Here is an 18,763-nt window from a genome sequence, read left to right as displayed (position 1 = left end):
ATTCGGCTTCAGCCGCTGAGGTATTCTTTCGGGCACGAGTGCAGCGCCTGAACCTTTCTGTCAGACGATGCGCTTACGGTACGGCTGAAGCCGTGCTCCTCCGAAGGATTCGCTCAGCCGCTTCAATCCATTGTGGACAACTATTTCAACTACTTCACCGAGGTCGAGGAGCACTTCCAGCGGCGTCGCGGGGCCGGGCTGCTGCTCTCCACGCTCGACTGGGCGCTGATCGAGACCTGGAAAGACGCGGGGGTGCCGCTCGAGGCGGTGCTGCGCGGCATTGACGATGCCTTCGACAAGTACGACCGGCGGAGGTCGAAGTCGCAAAAGGTGAACAGCCTGGCTTACTGCGCGCAGGCGGTGCTCGCAGCGGTGGAGGGCATGCAGGAAGCGGCGGTGGGCGCACCGCCTCCGGCGGCGGAGCAGGGAGGATTCGACGCGCCAACGGTGGCGGCGTATCTGCGGAGGAATGCGGCGGAGATCGAGCGGCGGGTAGCGGACCTTCCGCCGCCGGCACAGGCGGTCGGGCAGCAGACGGCGCGCAGTCTGGGCGAGATGGCGGATGAAGTTGCGGCGATGCCGCCCGCGACTGCGCGCGCGATGGAAGACCTGGAACGGCGGCTGACCGTGATGGAAGAGCGGCTGTTTGCGGCGCTCACGGCGGCCGCCAGCAATGACGAATTACTGGCGGTGCGCGCCGAGGCTGACCGCGAGCTGGCGCCGTATCGCAGCAAGATGCCGGCGGCGCAGATCGAACAGTTGCACAAGCAGTACGCCAACAAGCGATTGCTGGAGCGGCATCGGCTGCCGCGGCTGAGCCTGTTTTATATGTGATAGGTTGAAGTGTCGCTCGCTTCGCGTCATCTTGAGGGAGCGCGGAGGGCGAGTCGAACGGTCCCTACTTCACCCAATGTTCGCGGGTCGAGCAGGGATGCTTCAGCTCCGGCCCGCTGCGCGGGCCTCCGCTCAGCAGGATGGAAGTTGAGTTGCAAACGGTGCCTCCGCAATCGAAACTCGCCGCGTTCTTCAGCATCCTGCGCTCGCTTTTTTTCTTTGTGCCGCTGGTTTACCTCTACACGGCGGTGCTGGGGGCGCTGTCGCTGATCTCGTCGTTGTGGGACCGCTCGGGGCGCGTGCAGCATGGGTTCGCGCGGCTCTGGTCGCGGCTCATCCTGAAGACGTTGTTCTCGCCGGCGACGACCGTGGGCCTGGAAAATGTTTTGAACGACGGCAAGCCGCGGCTGTGGGTGTTCAATCACGCGTCGGCGCTCGACATCCCGGTGCTCTACGCCGACCTGCCGTTCCAGTTCCGCATCATCGCGAAAAAAGAACTGTTTCGCTATCCGTTCATGGGCTGGCACCTGAAGCGCTCCGGCCAGATCGCGATTGACCCGGAGGATGCGCACTCGTCGCTGAGCAGCTTGAATCGCGCTGCCCAGACGTTGCGCTCGGGCATGCCGCTGGTTGTCTTTCCCGAGGGCGGTCGCTGCATCGACGGACACATCCAGCCGTTCCTCGGTGGCGGGTTCTACGCGGCGATCCGCGCCCGCGTTGACGTTGTGCCGGTGGCGCTGGTGGGCACCTGGGAGGTGCTGCCGATGAACAGCTACCACGTCCGCCCCGGGCCGGTGCAGATGATCGTGGGCAGGCCGATTTCGACCGACGGCATGCACGTGCGCCAGATGGACGAGTTGGCGGCGCGGGCGCAACGCGCGGTTGAAGATCTTTATTATTCGCGCGCGGCCGTGGCGCGCCCGGAGCCGCGGCCTGCCGAGGCGATACAATCAAGCTGATGCGTCCGCGCATTGCCATCCCGGTGCCGCACTCTCAGAAGCCCGACTACGCGCAGCGCTCTCTGCCCCAGTACACGCGCGCCATCGAAGAAGCGGGCGGCGAACCGGTGGTGATCCCGCTCGACCGCGGGCCGGAAGATGTTGCCCGCTTGCTGCGCGATTGCGATGCCGTGCTGCTGCCGGGGAGCCCGGCGGACATCGATCCGCAGAAGTACGACGCGGCGCGCGATCCCAACACCAATCCTCCCGACCCGGCGCGCGATGCGGTGGATGAACTCCTTCTCCAGGATGCGTACAACCTGCGCAAGCCGATTCTCGGCATCTGCTACGGATTGCAGGCGCTCAACGTGTGGCGCACGGGCACGCTGGTGCAGCACATCGCGTCGCCTGTGAACCACGAAGCAGGGCGCAATGTGCTGCGCGCCCACAAGGTCACGCTGGAGCCGGCGTCGCGGCTGGCGGGGATACTGCTGGGGCAGTCGTTACGCCACGTTACCCGCCAAGAGCAGGCCGCGAACGCGCGGCGCCCGCAGGACGGGCGCCAGGCTCCGGCCTCGGCGACGCTGCGGGGCGTGGCGGCGGTTGCCGAGCAGGCGTCAATGCCGGAAATCGACGTGAACTCCAGCCACCATCAGTCGGCCGACGTAATCGGCGACGGCCTGCGCGCCGTTGCGCGCTCGGAGCGCGACGGCGTGGTGGAGGCCATCGAGGGCACGGCGCCCGACCACTTTGTCGTCGCCGTGCAGTGGCATCCCGAGCGCACCACCGCGAGCGACGAGCCTTCGCGCGCTCTGTTCCGGGCGCTGGTGGACGCGGCTGCCGAGTGGAAGCGCAAGCGCCGAACCACGTCCTAGCTCCATTCCCAAGATGAACGACGGAGTCACACTCACACTCACGGGCAAGGTCGCGCTCATCACCGGCGGCTCGCGCGGCATCGGCGCAGCGGCGGTGAAGATGTTCGTGCGCGCCGGCGCGCGCGTGGCATTCAACTACGTGCGTTCGCGCGCTGAGGCGGAGCGCGTGGTTGCCAGTTGCGGCGGAGAAGCGAACTGCCTCGCGGTGCAATGCGAACTCCATGGTCCCGCCAGCGCCGAAAGACTCGTCAAAGCGGCGATCAACAAGTTTGGCCGGCTGGACGCGCTAATCGCCAACCACGGCATCTGGCCGCCGGAAGACGTTCCCGTGGATCGCATGACAGACGAGCAGTGGCGGCGCACCGTGGCCGTGAATCTCGACAGCGTCTTTGGCCTGGTGAAGCACTCGGTCGCGCAGATGAAAGCGCAAAAACAAGGTGGAAGCATCGTTCTCATCAGTTCCACCGCCGGCCAGCGCGGCGAGGCGTTTCACGCCGACTACGCCGCGACCAAGGGCGCAGTGATCAGCATGGTGAAGGGGCTTTCGACCGAGCTGGCGGCGCACGGCATTCGCGCGAACTGTGTCGCGCCGGGCTGGGTGGATACCGATATGTCGGCGCCGGCGCTGAGCGATCCGGCGTATCGCGAGCGCGTGTTTCGCGCCATCCCGCTTGGCCGGGTGGCCACGCCGGATGAAATTGCGGCGCCGATTCTGTTCTTGTGCACGCCGCATGCGGGATTTATCACCGGCGAAATCTTCAACGTGAACGGCGGGGCGGTGCTGGTGGGATAAAGGCAGGTTTCACGTTTCGCGTTTCACGTTTCACGAAAAGGCAAAGGCGCATCGCTCTTCACGGCCAGATGCTAAGTGCCAAATGCCAAGTGCGACGTGCCGACCAGAGCAGCCGAACGGACGAAGTTTGCGTCCAACCTGATATCGCCAGATGAAAAAGATTCTCGCAACCCTCGTGTTGTTGACCTGCTCCGCGCTTGCGCAGGCGCCGGGCCAGCCCGCGGTCAGCCAGGACGGCAGCTCGCGCAAGGCGCGGCAGCTCCTCGACCAGATGATCCGCGCGCTCGGCGGGCAGGCTTACCTCAACTACACCGACGTCGCCCAGGAAGGCCGCACCTACGGGTTCTCTCACGGGCAGAGCGGCAGCGGCGCTCCTTTCTGGCGCATGTGGAAGTGGCCCGACAAGGAGCGCCTGGAGCTGACCAAGCAGCGCGACTGGATCATCATCCACAACGGCGACAAGGGATTCGAAATCACCTTCCGCGGCGTTAAGCCGGAAGAGGCCGAGGCGCTGAAGTCGTATCTCGAGCGCCGCGAATTCTCGCTCGAGCGCGTGCTGCGCGTCTGGCTCAATGAGCCGGGCACAGCGCTTTTCTACGACGGCCAGGCGGTGGCGCAGCGCAAGTCCACCGACAAGGTGACCATCCTGAACTCCAAGAACCAGGCAGTCACGCTGTATCTGGATATTGATTCGCACCTGCCGATCCAGAAGAGCTACCAGCGGCGCGATCCCACCACGCGCGAGAAAGACGACCAGGACGAGGTTTACGACAACTACCACCTAGTGCAGGGAATCCAAACGCCCTACAGCATCACACGCCTGAAAAACGGCGAGATGGAGAACCAGCGCTTCCTGAACCGAGTCAGCTACAACAACGGCTTTCCCGACAGCATGTTTGAAGCCGCGCCCCTGCCGCCCGAGAAGCGGTAATGCGGCAGCTCCGCCCTACATGACTTCGCCCGGCCAGCACGGGTACAGGTGGGGATGCTTCGACGACGGCCCGCTGCGCGGTCCTTCGCTCAGCATGACAGTTGGATAAGGGCGCGCCTGTAAGTCCGACTCAGGTGCTCACGGCAGCCCGGAACCGCCTCTTTTGCGCCACGGACTGTGGCGAATTTGCCACAGCCGCCACCTGCAACTCCGGGCGTAAACTGCACATCTAGAAGTCGTTACGTTCCCCCGCTGCTTGAGTTACGAGCAGACAATTCGTTCCGCGGTGGAGTGCAGCGGCGTCGGGCTGCACAGCGGCGCTCCGGTGAAGCTGCGAATTCTGCCCGCACCCGCGGGCACCGGCGTGGTGTTCCGCCGGGTTGACCTCGACGGCTTCACCATCGAGGCGGTGAGCCGCAACGTGGCGCGCGTGAGCTACGCCACCAGCCTGATGAAGAAAGGCGTGCTCATCTCCACCACCGAGCATCTGCTCTCGGCCTTTATCGGCATTGGGGTGGACAACGCGATCGTGGAGCTCGACAACCTCGAGCTGCCCATCCTCGACGGCAGCGCGCAGCCGTTCGTGGACATGGTGCTGCGCGCCGGGCTGAAGCAGCAGCGCAAGCGGCGCGTCTCGCTGCGCATCCTGCGCAAGCTGGAATTACGCGAAGGGAACAAGTTTATCGGCGTGTATCCGGCCGACGGTTACTCGGTTTCCTACAACATCGATTTTCCGCACCCGATGATCGGTCGCGAGACCTTCGAAATCGATCTCTCGCGCGACCTCTATCGCCGCCAGATCGCCCCCGCGCGCACCTTCGGGTCGCTGGTGGACAAGGAAGCGATGGAGAAGATGGGCCTGATCCGCGGCGCGAGCCTGGAGAATGCCATCGTGCTCACCGCCGACGGCATCATGAATCCGCCGCTGCGCTTCAGCGATGAGTTCGTGCGCCACAAGGTGCTCGACCTGATCGGCGACCTCGCGCTGCTCGGGAAGCGCGTCGTGGGACGCGTGGTGGCCGATCGCGCCGGGCACGCCATGCACACCGCGCTGGTGTCGCGCATCCTGCGCGACCGCACCCTGTGGGAAGAGACCACCGACGAAGGACCATCCGTGGAAACGCCCGCCCGGCAGCCTGTTGCGGCGAACCCCGCGCCGTAACGCGTTTCCAGAATTGCCGTTCCTAAATTACGCGCGCTCAAGATGGCGGCAAGGTTGTGGTCTTTTGGCGGAAAAAACGGAAAACGGAAAACGGGAGAGCGGAAAGCGCCTTTACCCCGCCGTTGCCAGGCGACGTATCTCGGGCCGCGCGGTGAGCCACTGCGCGAGCTCAAGGCGGAGACCGGCGCTGACCGCGCTGAATTGCAGACCCACGTGGCCCTGTGGTGAAGTCCAGATCACGCTCGACTTGGCCTGCATCCACACGTCGCTATCCGGCAGCAGGAAGCGCAGGTGGACGGCGTTGCCGGGACGCAGTTTTTCCCGCTCCAGCCACACCGCCATGCCGCCCTCGCTCAGGTTCAGGCCGCGGGCGCGGACTTCGGTGCCATTCTCCATCTGAAGAAACACCGACGCGTCGATGCCGTGGCGGAACGCACGCCGGCGCTCGCGCGCCATCAGGGCATGCGCCGCGCGCAGGCAGCGTTGCGCACGCTCCTGCGTGACGGGACGCTCCCACACGAAGTTGGCGCCCATCTCGAAAGCTTTCCCGACCGGAGTGGTGTTGTGGACGATGGCGAACAGGACGGAAGTCTTGTTGCTGGGCATGGCGCGGACGGTTTTCACCATGTCGCGCGCGCCCTCCACCTGATCGCAATCCACCAGCACGGCTTCGAACTTGCGGCGGGCCAGGCGCTCTGCGGCAGCCTTGCTCGAAGCCATTGTTTCCAGATGGATACCCAGGTCGTCGAAGAGCCGGCGCATGAGCGCGACCAGTTCGGGATCGCGCGCCAGGAGGAGTGCGTTCAGCAGCATGACTTCCCGATCTTAGGCCGAGTTGCCAGCCGCCCCAAGTAACGAACGGGACGTGGCCCAGGGTAACGGCGGGAGGCTTGCCCGGCGGGAATGGATCGGCCCGTGCACAAAAGAGCGCGCCGGGAAGCGCGCTCGCCATCACAATGACACCTTGAAAGGAAGCTACTGCTTGTTCAACTCCGCCTTCGCAGTCCTGTTCTTCAGCACCTCGATGGCGCGCTTGAGCTGCTCATCTTCCTGGGGAGGCCTTTTCTCCGGCTGCTGCGGAGCGTTTTCGTCGTCGTCGGGCGAGATGTCGTCGTCGTTGTCTGCCACCACGATGTTGGGCGTGACGGCCGTGTCCTGGATGGCTTTACCCGCCGGCGAGTAGTACTTGGCCACGCTCAGGATGAGCGCCGAGCCGCCGGGAACTTCCAGCACCTTCTGCACCGAGCCGACGCCGAAGGTCTTGTCGCCCACCACGTCGCCGCGGGCGTTCTCAAGAATTGCCGCGGCCACGATTTCCGCCGGCCCGGCGGTGCCGCGGTTGACCAGCACAACCACGGGCAGACTGGTAACGGCGCGCGACGGATCAGCCGTGAAGTCTTCGCGCGGATACTTCTGGCCTTGCAGGTACGCGATGGTGCCGTGGTTCAGGAACAGGTTCGCCACCGCGACGCCTTCGGCTTCGTCGCCCTCGGAGGTGTTGCGCAGGTCGAGCACGAGCTTTTTGGCGCCCGACTTCTGCAGCGACTTGATGCGCGAAGCGATCTCCGACGCGCGGCCCTTGGGCAGGCCGTCAACCTTGATGTAGCCGACCGAGTCTTCCATCATTTTCTCGGTGGGCGGGGGAACGCTCACGTTGTCGCGCACGATGGTGATCTTCTGCGGCTCGGCCTTGCGCGCGCGCACCACGCTGATGTTCACCTGCGAGCCGGGAGCGCCGCTGAGCAGCAGGTTGATCTGCGCCAGCGACATGTCGCGCGTGGTCTTACCCTCGATGCCCTCAATGATGTCACCCGCTTCGACGCCCGCCTTGTCAGCCGGGCTGCCGGGAAGCACGGAGATCACGGCCGCATAGCCGAAGCGCTTCGAGATGGTCGCGCCCGTGCCGCCCTTGCCTTCCTTGCGCTCGCGGTAGCTGCGGTACTCAGCCGGCGTGAGATAGCTGGAGTTTGCGTCCAGTGACTCGAGCAGCCCATGCAGCGCGCCGTCGGTGACGTTCGGCATGTTGGGCTCTTCCACGTACTCCTTGCTGATGCGGGTGAGCACCTCGCTGTAGACGCCCATCTGCTTGTAGGCGCCGTCGCCCGTCGAGGCCTTGACGCCCAGGCCGCCGATGACGGTGAAAGCAACAATGACGAGTGAAGTGCTGAGGATGGCGGCTTTAACCTGTTTGGACACGTAGGACCCTTCTCGAACTTCGTTCTTTCCCTGGAACCGCCCGCGGACCGGCCGCGCGCCCGGCTGGCAGTAGCTCATTATACCCGGGTTGGATGCAGCCGGGTTCCCCCGGGATCAGGGTGCTTTTAGACGCCCGCCGGCCGCTTCCGTCACAAAAAGAACGGTGTAGCCGCCGCTGCTTGCTCTGCTTCCAGGCCCCGCCTGGCGGTGATTTTCGGCCTCGCCGCCGATGCTCACCGGGCGAAGGGCGGTGTCCGGCGGGGCCCTCGGGAGACCGTGAAGGGTGTAACCTAAAGGGTGGCCTCGGGACCGCTTTTCATCTTCTGTTAACACTCCTGACCTAAGATCACCACGCCCACTCGGTCATGTCTCGCCTCACGCTCGACAGCCCGCGCTACTACCTGAACCGGGAGGCCTCCTGGCTGGCCTTCAACCGGCGCGTGCTGGAGGAGGCGGAAGACCCGCGCAACCCGCTGCTGGAACGGGTGAAGTTCCTCGCCATCTCCGCCAGCAACCTCGACGAATTCGTGGAAGTGCGCGTGGCCGGCCTGCTGCAACAGATCGAAGACGGCTACTCCGAGTCCGGTCCCGACGGCATTTCGCCTTCCGACACGGCCGCGATGATCGACCGCGACATGCACGAGCTGGTGGGCAACCAGTATCGGGTGTGGAACGACCAGCTTCGGCCCGAGCTCTCGGCCAACGGCATCCGCGTGCTGCGCCTCTCCGAGCTCGACGGCCCGGCGCAGCGCTTCGTGGACGACTACTGCGACCGCGAGATCGATCCGCTGCTCACGCCGGTCACGGTGGACCCCGCGCACCCGTTCCCGCGCGTGATCAACAAGGCGATGTGCCTGGCGCTGCTGCTTCGCCGCCGCCGCCGTTCGGCGCAGCTCTACATGGGCGTGATCACCGTGCCCCGCGCGCTGCCGCGGCTGGTGCAGCTGCCGCGTGCCGGCGACACCAGCGACTATGTGTTTCTCGCCGATCTTGTGGCGGCGCACGCCGCGCGCATGTATCGCGGGTACGACATTGTGTCCGACGCGGCCTTCCGCATCACGCGCAACAGCAACCTCTATCTCCAGGAAGAAGAGTCGCGCAACCTGCTCGACTCGGTGCGCACCGAGCTGCACAACCGCCGCAAGGGCGACGCCGTGCGCCTGGAGATCGAGTCCGATGCCAGCGACGACATGGTCGAGCGGCTGCGCAACAATTTCGAATTGCAGAGCTGGCAGGTGTTCCGCACGCCCGGCCCGGTGAACCTCTCACGCCTGCTGCACATTTACGAGCTGACCGACCGTCCCGACCTCAAGTTCCGGCCGTTCGTGGCGCGCGAGCTTTCCATGCCGGCAACGCAGAGCATCTGGGACCGGCTGCGGACACGCGACGTGATGCTGCACCATCCCTTTGACTCGTACAAATCGGTGGTGGCCTTTATTGACGCCGCCGCCGACGACCCGGCGGTGCTTTCCATCAAGCAGACGCTGTATCGCACCAACGAAGACTCGCCCATCCTGCAGGCGCTGCTGCGCGCCGCCGGCAACAAGGAAGTGGTGGTGGTGGTCGAACTCAAGGCCCGATTCGACGAGGCATCCAACATCCGCTGGGCGCGGCAACTGGAAGATGCCGGCGTGCAGGTGTTCCACGGCCTGGTGGGGCTGAAGACGCACTGTAAGCTCTCGCTGATGGTGCGCAAGGACGAAGACGGCGCCACCCGCCGCTACGCGCACCTGGGCACCGGCAACTACAACCCGGCGACGGCGAAGTTCTATACCGACCTGAGCCTGCTCACCGCCGATCCGGCGCTCACCGGCGCGGCGCACGACGTGTTCAACTTCCTCACCTCGTACGCCGAGCGCAGCCACTACGAGCCGCTGATCGTTTCGCCGCTCAACCTGGCCGAGCGCACGGTGGAGCTGATCGGCCGCGAGGCCGAGCACGCGCGCCAGGGGCGCCCGGCGCACATCATCGCCAAGATGAACGCGCTGCTCGACCAGAGCGTGATCCAGGAGCTCTATCGCGCCTCGCAGGCGGGCGTGACGGTGGACCTGATCGTGCGCGGCATGTGCGCGCTGCGTCCGGGCGTGCGGCGCGTGAGCAGCCGCATCCGCGTGCGCAGCGTCGTGGGCCGGTTCCTCGAGCACAGCCGTATCTTCTACTTCGCCAATGGCGGCGGCGAGGAGATCTACCTGAGCAGCGCCGACTGGATGCCGCGCAACCTCTACGAGCGCGTGGAGGTCATGTTCCCGTTGCAGGACCCCATCTTGCGGACGCGGGTGCGTGACGAAATCCTGGCCGCTTACCTGGCCGACAACAGCAAGGCGCGCCGGCTGCGCGCCGACGGCGAGTGGTCGCGCGCCGACGGCGCGAATGCCGGACCGCGCCGCGCCCCGGGAAAATTCAGCGCGCAGGAATTCCTCGTCGACGTGGCCGAGGGCCGCGCCACCGCCGCCGACATTCCCACGGCCGCCGCGCGCAGAAAGCCCGCCCGCTTCACCGACCGGGCTGAGAGAGTGGCTGCGCGATGATCTTGTACTTTCTCCGCCACGCCAGCGCCGGGACCCATCGCTCCAGCCAGAAAAGTGACGACAAGCGGCCGCTCGACCGCGACGGCATCGAGCAGTGCCGCGAACTCGGCCGCGCCCTGGCCGCCCTCGAGCTCGATGTGGACCTGATCATCTCCAGCCCGCTGAAGCGGGCAACGCAAACCGCGGCGCTGGTGGCGAATGAGATCGGCTACGAAGGCAAGGTGCAGCAGGATGCGGCGCTGCGCCCCGAGTCGAACTGCGACGCCTTCCGCGACCTGCTGGGCAAGTACGCCAAGGCCGAGTCCATCATGCTGGTGGGACACAATCCCACGCTGAGCGAGTTTCTCAGCCTGCTGATCAGCGATGGCGGCAACGACCGCTCGGTCGACCTAAAGAAGTGTGCCATCGCTCGCGTGGAGCGCTCCGGCTCGCGTCCGGCGACGCTGCACTGGTGTCTCACGCCCAAGCTGCTGCGCGCCGCCTACGAAGCAGCCGCCACCAGCTCCCGCCCGAAGACCTGGCGGAAGTAAGCACGCTCCTTTTCCAGCGCCCACAACTCCAGGTCGGCGCCGCCGCGTCCGGCTTTGAGCTTCAGCAGGACCCGATCCTCCACCGCGCGGGCCGAGACGCCGCGCACCGCGCCGCGGCGTCCCTGATCGAGCGACACGGCCAGCCGCAGCAGCGCTACGGCTTTCGGAATGCGCTCTCGGTCCGGCGAGCGCAGGCGGCGCAGCACGCGATCGCCGGGCTGCGGGACCGACTTGCCCAGGAAGCGCGCGAGGGTGGCGATAATGCGCCGCTGCTCGACGGTGTAACCGAAAATGTCGGAGTTGGCGATGATGTAGTACGTGTGCCGGTGCCGGCCGGTGCGGCTCAGGAAAAGTCCCACTTCGCAGAGCATGGCGGCCGCGGCGAGCCACTCGTTGTACTCCGGCGGCAGGCCGTGCACGCTCTTGAGTCCGCCAAACAGTTCGCCGGCGAGCTGGCGGACGCGAGCGGCATGCTTGTGATCGATGCCGTAGTGGCGCCCGACGGCGAGCAGCGCGTTCTCGCGCTCCGACTGCAGTTGCCGTTGCAGGCGGGCGCTGCGGCCGTAGTCGGTGGCCATCTGCGCCAGCAGGCCGTCGCGCAGTCCCAGGGGCGAATAGCGGAAGCCGCGCAGGCCGAGCCGCGTGAACAGCTCGGCGAACACGACGGCGCCGGCCACGATGATCTCGGCGCGTCGCGGCCCGATGCCCGGCATGGCGATGCGCTCGTTGAGCGTGGCGCGCGAGAGCAGGTCCGCCAGCTTCACCACCGCGGCGGTGGGCACCGAGCGCGGCGCGCGGTCCTTCTTGCGCTGGCGCGCCATCCAGGCGCGGTTCAGTGCGGCAGCGGTGCCCGAGGTGGCAATCGCCAGCTGCAGCTTGCGCGCGGCAATCCGCTTCTGCAGCGGGGCAATCTCTTCCGCAATGAACTCGCGCAGCCGCGCCAGCTCCTTGCGTTTGGGCGGATCGCGGCGCAGAAACTCCTGCGTGAGCCGCACCGCGCCGAGCGGCAGGCTGTGGAGCTGCCGGATCTGGCCGCCCATGGAGATGGTCAGCTCGCAGCTTCCACCGCCAAGGTCCACCAGCAGCACGCGCTGGGCGCCGGAGCGCGTGGCCGACATCACGCCCAGGTGGATGAGCCGGCCTTCTTCCAGGCCGGAGATGACCTCCACGTGCCAGCCGGTGGCGGCGCGCGCCCACTCGATGAACGACGCGGCGTTGCGCGCGTCGCGCAGCGCGCTGGTGGCGACCACGCGCACGCGGTCCACGCCGTGCTCCTGCACGGCGCGATGAAAGCGGCGCAGCACCTTCACCGTGTGCGCCATGGTGGTGGGTTCGAGTGTGCCGTTGCGGAAAACCGATTGGCCCAGGCGGGTGACTTCGCGGTCTTCGTGGACCACGCGCAGGCGGCTGCGCACCAGCCGCGCAATCTTCAGCCGGACCGAGTTCGCTCCGATGTCAACCGCGGCGAAGGCGGGCATGGATTCTGGCGGCGCGGTGAAGAATTACGAAACGCCGGCGACGGCGCGCAGCGGGCCCTCAACGGGCGCGGCAGGTTCAGCGCGTGGCGCTTTGCGGGCCCGTCCCTCGCGCTGCGCGAGTAGGTTGCGCTCCGCGTCGGTGGTGACGCGCACCGCTTCCAGGAACTTGGAGCGCGTGATGGCGCGCAGCGCGCTCACCAGCGGCGAACTGGAGCGCCCCAGCTTGTCTTCCGCGGTGCCGGTCAGCGTGAGCCAGTCGTGCCACTCGCCGGCGGCGTCCTGTATGCGGGTGAACTGCTCGATGGCGGCGGTGGCCGCGGGCGTCTTGCCGGCCATCTCGGCGGTGTAGCGCAGGCGCTTGCAGCGCAGGCGAAAGTCGTGCAGCGTGGTCTCGGTGAGCGCACCGCGCCCGCGCGCGAGTTCGGCGAAGCCGTCGAGCGCCTGCGCCACCGGATCGAACCCCGGGCGGGACTGGCGTGCGCTTGCGGCCGACAGCAGTTCCTCGCGTGTCCTCCTCACGTGCTTGCCGAAGTTGTGGTCGCGCGCCGACTCCAGCTCGGCCAGCAGCTTGTTCTCCTGCTTGGCGCGCGCCTTCTCCAGCGCCCGCATCACGCGTTTGCGGTCGCGGGCTGCGGCCTCCACTTTCACCTGCTTGAGGGCGGCGATCTGCACGTCGAGGTCGCGCACCTTGCCGGCGCGCTTGCGCAGCCTGGCCGCTTGTTTCAGAAGCTTGGCCGACTTGCCGCTCCTGGCCAGGCCGGCCGTATCCAGCAGCGACTCCACCCGTCGGATGGTGGTGCGCAGCTTGTGGACCGGCTCGGGGCCGGCCTGGCTGGCGATCTTCTTGGGCAGGTTCTCCAGCGTCGTCAGTAATTTAAGAGTGCGAACTTTCCCTGAGGATTCCATACTCGGCAGGAGTGCCGCACGATACCGGAGAGGGGACCCGACTGCAAGGGCTCCGTACGGCCGCAGCTTCCTTACCAGTTTAACAGTGCCTTAACACTTTGTCGTTATGCTGCAAGCCGCTGTTAAGCCCGCATAAAAGCTGGAGTTGGCCGATGCCATCGGGAAGTTTTGCACTGCAAACGCGGCCCGGCGTGCACCCGGGACAAGTGGTGATGGTGATCAGGGGTCCGCTGACCTTGGAAAACCTGTTCCGGTTTCAGGACGCCTGGCGCGGCCAAACCGCTCCCTCGCTGATCCTTGATCTTGCGGACGTGCCGTACGTTGATTCGGCGGGCATCGGATCGCTGGTGCACCTGCACGTTTCGCGCGAGAAGGCGGGCGGCTCGCTGGCCCTCGTCGCCGTGGCGCCGCGCGTGCGCGAGACGTTCAAGGTGACGCACGTGGACCAGACACTCAAGCTCTTCGCAGCCATCAGTGAAGCTGAAGCCGCGCTGGCGGCGCACGGTTAATGTGCCGCCGCGCTACTCCGGCCAGCCGTTGTGCGGCAGGCCGGGCGTGATCCTGAGCGCGTTCTTGTAGTAGAGCTTCTTCAGTACATCGTCGGGCAGGTCGAGCCCGTACAGCTTCCAGAAAGCGTGATAATCGCGGTAGTAGTCGAAGTATTCGTCCCCCGTCTCGAATACGCGCCAGTAGTACGGATACTCGTCGGGCTGGAAGCTGTCTTTTCCAAACAGAATGCGGTCCTGGTATTTCAGGAAGAACGCGCGCGCGGCGCGCGGCTGCCGGCCAAAGTCGTAGAGCACGGCGGCGACCTCCGGATACACATTCGGCAGGCGATCGAGCAGCTGGCTCAAGCGCGCCAGGTCGTTGGCGTGCCACCCGAAGTGCGCCAGGATGAACTTGGTCCGCGGATGCCGCGCGAACATGTTGTTGCGCTCCGTCACCAGCTCCTCGAACGACGGGAAGCGTGACCGGTCCTGGTAGCGCCGGTCGGGATACAGCGCCAGCTCCAGCCAGCGCTCGTTGTGGTAGTCGATGGGCTCGAAGAATTCCTGCGGGTCGGCCACGTGGATCAGCACCGGCACGTTCAGCTCGGCGCACTTTTCCCAGATCGGGTCCAGCTCGGGATCGTCCACCTTCAGCCGCGAGCCGTCGGCCTTGCGCGCGTGCAGACCGAGGTTCTTGAAAATCTTCAGCCCGACGGCGCCCGCCTTGATGTCTTCCTCCAGTTGCTTGGCGGCGCGCTCGCCGAAGCCCGGGCCCACGTCGCTGAAGTTAACGTTGGCGAACAGCACCATGCGTCCGGGATAGGGACTGTTCTTGATCACGGCCAGCCCCTGCCGCAGGCGTTCTCCCGATCCGCCGCTCAGGTTCACAATGTACCGGATGTTGAGCGCATCGAGCGCCTTCACCACCTTCTCGTACTGTTCTGGCGAGATCGGCGTCGGGTGGTGGCTGTGTATGTCAATCACCGGGAACTTGGCGCGCGGCACCAGGTGCTGCGGCGTCACCAGCGTCGAGCGCGGCTGATATTCGCGGATGCTGGGCGGCGGCCACTCCGGCTGCCGGCCCTCAGCCGGACGCGGCCGTATCAGGCCGGGCGTTTGGGGAGACTGGGCCTGCGTGACGATGGTCAGTACGCAGAGCAGAGTGAGGATGAATGCGGTTCTCTGGTTCATGGGTGAGTTTGGTCCGTGGAATGCAAAATTGCGAAATGAAAAGCACGCATTTTGCATTCGCCGCTTAGCTGCTGATTGTACTCAACGCCCCCAAACCGGTGTCTCTCCCGGATTCAGAGCATCTAATCCCTGGCGAAGCATGGTTCGTCTCTCTCACCGGGCCCTGGCGGTCCTTGCCGCTGTTTTTTTCGTTTCAACCGTCGTGCTGGGCATATCGCTGGGCGCCACGTGGGTGTATGTCGCGCGCCTGCTGCAAAAGCCCGCTCCGAAACCCGGGCCGGTGCGCGCCAGGCTGGCGCCCGTGTCGCCGCTGCTGTTGCAGTACACGCTCGATCTGCCCGGGCGCGGCGAAATCTTTCCCGCGCTGGTGGGCAGCTCGGCCGCCGAGTACTGGCCCGTGGCGGTGCTGACCGTGACCAACGCCTCGGACCGGCCCGTGCTCGTTACCATCAGCGCCGAAGTTCGTGACTGGACGCGGCCGAGCATCATCACCGCCGTCATCGGACCGCGCGAGGCGCGGCCGGTGCGGCTCAATCCCGAGCTTCTGCCGGCGGCGTACAGCAACAGCGAGGTGCGGCGCGCGACGCTTTCGGTGCGCGTCGCGGCGCCAAATGGCGAAACCCTGTTTGCCGATACGCGCCCCGTGCTGCTGCACTCCGGCGCCGAGCTGTTCTGGGGACAGAAGTTCGCCAACGCGCAATACGTGGTGCGCTGGATCACGCCGCACGATCCCGCGGTGATGCGCCTTGTTTCGCAGGCGCGCCAGTATCTTCCGCGCGGGAGGCTGGGCGGATACAACTTCCCGCCGGAGGCGACTCCAGCGGCGATGAAGCGCCAGGTGCGCCAGCAGGCCGAGGCCGTTTTCCGCGCGCTGAAGCGCAGCGGCATCAGCTACGTGAGCAGTATCTTCGTCTACGGCGAATTCATCAATCAGGCGCAGCGCATCCGGCTGCCCAGCGAAACGCTGCAACTGAGCAACGCCAACTGCATGGACGTCTCGGTGCTGTTCGCCTCCGCCATCGAGAACCTGGGCATGCGGCCGGTGGTGATCATCGTTCCCGGGCACGCGTTCGTGGGCGTGCGCTACGGCCCGGATTCGACTGAAACGCTTTACCTGGACCTGACCGTGCTGCCGCAGGGCAGCTTCGCCGCAGCGGAAAAGCGCGCCCAGGAGTGGCTACAGAAGACCGACAACGAACACCAGCTCATGGTGGATGTGGCGGCAGCCCGCGCGCTTGGTATCTATCCGCTGCCGGAGCAGAACGCGACCAGCCCGGTGGCGGGTGGTGCGGCGGCGCCGTCGCCGGGCGCCAAAGCAGCGGCCCCGGGTGCGGAGCCCGCGCCGGGCGGAGCGCGACCGGCATCAGCCCAGTTCGTCCAAACATCCGACGCGGCCGTGAATTTCTTTCTCCCTTGCGCGGGTGGAACATCCAACCCTTGTGCCGTCCGCGCCGCGAGTTCCTGACTCGCGGTTGTAACTGCTGAAATTCCTGTGAAGCCGGTCGGCCTGCGCAAGGCCAGCTGAGCTCAGGCCAGCGCTTTTTCCTTCGAACGGTCGGAAGCGGCCAGGGTCCTTAGCCGGGCGATGAGGTCGCTCTTCCAGTTCTCGCCCTTCTGGAAGCAGCCTTCGGCATCGCGGCGCAGGACGTCCATTTCCGCTCGCGTCAAGTCTTTGCCGGTGAGCACGAAGACCGGCAGCTCGCACAAATCCGGATTCTGCCGGATGCGCTGCAGCACCTGGAAGCCGTCCATGCCGGGCATGATGAGGTCCAGCAGGACGAAGTCGGGCCGGCTCTTCTCCAGCATGGCGAGGGCGGCTGCGCCATCATGGGCCGAGGAAACAGCGTAGCCTGCCGAGGTCAGCGCTTCGCCGACGAGCTGAAGGTCGGCGGGATTGTCGTCCACCACCAGCACGCGCTGCGCGGGCGTGCTGCGGGCCGTGTGCTTGCGAATGGAATTGAGCAGCACGTCACGCGGCACCGGTTTTACCAGGTAATCGCTCACGCCCAGCAGCAGCCCGCAGGTGGCCCGGTCGAGCACCGAAACGACGACGACGGGAATGTCGGCGGTGCGGGGGTCGAGCCGCAACTGGTGCAGCGTGTCCCATCCGCCGCCGTTGGGCATCATGATGTCGAGCGTCACGGCGCTGGGGCGCAGCTCGGCCGCCAGGCGAACCGCTTCCGCGCCGCATGACGCGGCAAACACTTCGTAGCCCGCCGACTCGAGGTGATGCCGAAGCAGCTCCACCGCCGCCGTGTCATCGTCGGCCACCAGGACCCGGACCGGGGTTGACGGCAGTACGCGCTCGGGCGCGCCTTCGGGCGGCGCAGGCGTTTCTGCCGCTGCCGGCGCCAGGGGAAGCGTGAAGCGGAAAGTTGTGCCCTTGCCCAACTCGCTCTCCAGCCAGATGGTCCCACCCTGCCGCTCGATGAGCCGCTTGGCAATGGCCAGCCCCAGTCCCGTCCCTTCTTTCGTTCCGCGCGTGCTCTCGCCCACCTGGCGGAATTCCTCGAAGACGACCTTCTGATCATCAGGCGCAATGCCGATGCCGGTGTCGGAGACAGAAATGGTGACGAATTCGTCGCGGCACGATGAGGCGATGGCCACGCGCCCGTGGTCGGGCGTGAACTTCACCGCGTTGCTCAGCAGGTTGTAGACCACCTGTTTCAGGCGCGTGCGGTCGGCGCGCACGGTGAGCCCCGGCTGAACTTCCCTGGTCACCGCGATGTGCTTGGACATCGCCAGCGGCTTGATGATGGAGAGGACCTCGGGCAGGGCCTCGTCGAGCAGGAAGTCTTCGATGGAGAGGGTGAGCTGCCCGGACTCGATCTTGGAGAGGTCGAGGATGTCGTTGATCAGCTGCAGCAGGTGCTTGCCGGCGGTGCGGATGTGGCCCATCCAGCGGCGCTGCTTCTCGGTGAGCTGCTGGGCGTTGTCGAGGATAAGTTCGGAAAACCCGAGGATGGCATTGAGCGGCGTCCGCAGCTCGTGGCTCATGCTGGCGAGAAACGCGCTCTTCAGCTGCGTGGCCCGCTCCGCCTCGCGGCGGCGAAGTTCCAGCTCCTGGTTCTGCTGCGCGATGTGCGCGGCCGAAGCTGCCAGCTCGCGGTTGGCGGCGGCCAATTGCGCCGTTCGGACCGCCACGCGTTCCTCGAGCTGCTCGTTCAGCAGGCGCACCTCGTTCTCGGCGCGCGTGCGCGCTTCGATGTCGGCCACGAGCTGGTCGAGCATGCCGTTGAAGGTACGCCCGAGCTGCCCGAGTTCGTCATGTCCGGGCGCGTGGATGCGGGCGGCGTAGTCCTTTTCCACCGAGATTCTCCGCGCCAGCTCCGTGAGCCTCTGGATCGGCCCGCAGATCACGCGCTGCGCGCGCGCCGAAATGCCGAGCGAAATGGCGAAGGCCGCCGCCAGCACGAGTGTGGCGGTGAGGCCGTAGCGGCGGAAGCGCGTGTACAACACCGCCAGGTCGGCCTCGACAAACAGGCCGCCCACGACCTCGCCGTCGGAGACGATCGGCCGGGTCACGATCAGCCGGTCGCCGGCAAACTCGAAGCGATCGGCAAACTCGCCGAGCCGAGGCGGTACAGCCGCATCGCTGGTCTGTGTGCGTGAATACGTGGCGAAGAGCGCGCCGTCGCGGCGGTAGATCGCGGCGGCGGAAATCTGCGGCTCGGCTCGCAGCGCCGCCAGCGTGCCCCGGGCCGCGGCGGCATCGTCGAAGAGAATGGCGGAAGTCGTATTGGAGGCGATGATCTCGCCCTGCGTCCGGACGCCGCGCACCAGGCCGTCGCGAAGGGAGAGCAAATCCACCACCAGAAAGGCGGCGCAGGCCAGCAGCAGCGCGATGCCGGTCACCAGCAGCATGCTGGCCATCAGCTTGAAGCGCACCGGGCGGTTCGCGAGGAACTCCATG

16 protein-coding genes are annotated in these 18,763 nt (G+C 66.2%); 10 read left to right on the top strand and 6 right to left on the bottom strand.

The genetic code is table 11. The annotated features are described in order from the left end of the window. Positions 1–132: 132 nt before the first annotated feature. The 6 genes from VFA60_06065 to lpxC all read left to right on the top strand — a co-directional run bounded on the left by VFA60_06065 (position 133) and on the right by lpxC (position 5,533). The gene (locus tag VFA60_06065) at positions 133–834 is read left to right on the top strand and encodes a hypothetical protein (protein HZQ91337.1); all 702 of its coding nucleotides are present in this window, start codon (positions 133–135) and stop codon (positions 832–834) included. Positions 835–974: 140 nt separating this feature from the next. Then, positions 975–1,793, top strand: a complete 819-nt coding sequence (locus VFA60_06060) for a lysophospholipid acyltransferase family protein (GenBank protein HZQ91336.1) — start codon at positions 975–977, stop codon at positions 1,791–1,793. Continuing rightward, the gene (locus VFA60_06055; GenBank protein HZQ91335.1) at positions 1,793–2,647 is read left to right on the top strand and encodes a gamma-glutamyl-gamma-aminobutyrate hydrolase family protein; all 855 of its coding nucleotides are present in this window, start codon (positions 1,793–1,795) and stop codon (positions 2,645–2,647) included. Before VFA60_06060 ends, VFA60_06055 begins: the two co-directional genes overlap by 1 nt. Positions 2,648–2,660: 13 nt before the next feature. After that, positions 2,661–3,440 (top strand): SDR family NAD(P)-dependent oxidoreductase, encoded by a 780-nt coding sequence (locus tag VFA60_06050; GenBank protein ID HZQ91334.1) that lies wholly within the window; start codon positions 2,661–2,663, stop codon positions 3,438–3,440. A 151-nt stretch (positions 3,441–3,591) separates the two neighbouring features. Continuing rightward, positions 3,592–4,371 (top strand): hypothetical protein, encoded by a 780-nt coding sequence (locus VFA60_06045; protein HZQ91333.1) that lies wholly within the window; start codon positions 3,592–3,594, stop codon positions 4,369–4,371. A gap of 256 nt (positions 4,372–4,627) precedes the next feature. Beyond that, on the top strand, positions 4,628–5,533 hold the full coding sequence (gene lpxC / locus VFA60_06040; GenBank protein ID HZQ91332.1) for a UDP-3-O-acyl-N-acetylglucosamine deacetylase: 906 nt from the start codon (positions 4,628–4,630) through the stop codon (positions 5,531–5,533). A gap of 111 nt (positions 5,534–5,644) precedes the next feature. Here lpxC and VFA60_06035 read toward each other — a convergent pair whose 3' ends face one another. Continuing rightward, positions 5,645–6,346: a PilZ domain-containing protein gene (locus tag VFA60_06035; protein ID HZQ91331.1), complete on the bottom strand. Its 702-nt coding sequence runs from the start codon at positions 6,344–6,346 to the stop codon at positions 5,645–5,647. 162 nt (positions 6,347–6,508) lie between these two features. Further along, positions 6,509–7,729, bottom strand: a complete 1,221-nt coding sequence (locus tag VFA60_06030) for a S41 family peptidase (GenBank protein ID HZQ91330.1) — start codon at positions 7,727–7,729, stop codon at positions 6,509–6,511. Positions 7,730–8,094: 365 nt separating this feature from the next. On the opposite strand from VFA60_06030, the gene ppk1 reads away from it, so the two are divergent. Both ppk1 and sixA read left to right on the top strand, forming a co-directional pair. Beyond that, the gene (gene ppk1 / locus VFA60_06025; protein ID HZQ91329.1) at positions 8,095–10,257 is read left to right on the top strand and encodes a polyphosphate kinase 1; all 2,163 of its coding nucleotides are present in this window, start codon (positions 8,095–8,097) and stop codon (positions 10,255–10,257) included. Further along, on the top strand, positions 10,254–10,787 hold the full coding sequence (gene sixA / locus VFA60_06020; GenBank protein HZQ91328.1) for a phosphohistidine phosphatase SixA: 534 nt from the start codon (positions 10,254–10,256) through the stop codon (positions 10,785–10,787). The genes ppk1 and sixA overlap by 4 nt, the downstream gene beginning before the upstream one ends. Here the strand turns inward: sixA and VFA60_06015 are convergent. Continuing rightward, positions 10,739–12,265: a Ppx/GppA phosphatase family protein gene (locus VFA60_06015; protein HZQ91327.1), complete on the bottom strand. Its 1,527-nt coding sequence runs from the start codon at positions 12,263–12,265 to the stop codon at positions 10,739–10,741. The genes sixA and VFA60_06015 overlap by 49 nt on opposite strands. A gap of 24 nt (positions 12,266–12,289) precedes the next feature. After that, positions 12,290–13,171, bottom strand: a complete 882-nt coding sequence (locus tag VFA60_06010) for a CHAD domain-containing protein (protein HZQ91326.1) — start codon at positions 13,169–13,171, stop codon at positions 12,290–12,292. Positions 13,172–13,362: 191 nt separating this feature from the next. Here VFA60_06010 and VFA60_06005 point away from each other — a divergent pair, with 191 nt between their 5' ends. Further along, positions 13,363–13,680, top strand: coding sequence for an STAS domain-containing protein (locus VFA60_06005; protein ID HZQ91325.1), 318 nt, complete (start codon positions 13,363–13,365; stop codon positions 13,678–13,680). A gap of 12 nt (positions 13,681–13,692) precedes the next feature. Here the strand turns inward: VFA60_06005 and VFA60_06000 are convergent, their stop codons facing one another. After that, a complete protein-coding gene (locus VFA60_06000; GenBank protein ID HZQ91324.1) occupies positions 13,693–14,850 on the bottom strand; it encodes an amidohydrolase family protein in 1,158 nt (385 codons plus the stop codon). 139 nt (positions 14,851–14,989) lie between these two features. Between VFA60_06000 and VFA60_05995 the strand changes: the two genes are divergently transcribed. Next, a complete protein-coding gene (locus VFA60_05995) occupies positions 14,990–16,315 on the top strand; it encodes a hypothetical protein (GenBank protein HZQ91323.1) in 1,326 nt (441 codons plus the stop codon). 62 nt (positions 16,316–16,377) lie between these two features. Here VFA60_05995 and VFA60_05990 read toward each other — a convergent pair whose 3' ends face one another. Then, positions 16,378–18,762 carry a response regulator gene (locus tag VFA60_05990; protein ID HZQ91322.1) on the bottom strand — a complete coding sequence of 795 codons (2,385 nt, stop codon included), beginning with the start codon at positions 18,760–18,762 and terminating at the stop codon, positions 16,378–16,380. Position 18,763: the final 1 nt, after the last annotated feature.

The sequence above is a fragment of the Terriglobales bacterium genome, from assembly GCA_035651995.1.
In the GTDB taxonomy this organism is placed as follows: domain Bacteria; phylum Acidobacteriota; class Terriglobia; order Terriglobales; family Acidobacteriaceae; genus DASRER01.
Note: the sequence above shows the minus strand (reverse complement) of the source record. Positions and strands in the feature narration are given on the sequence as shown.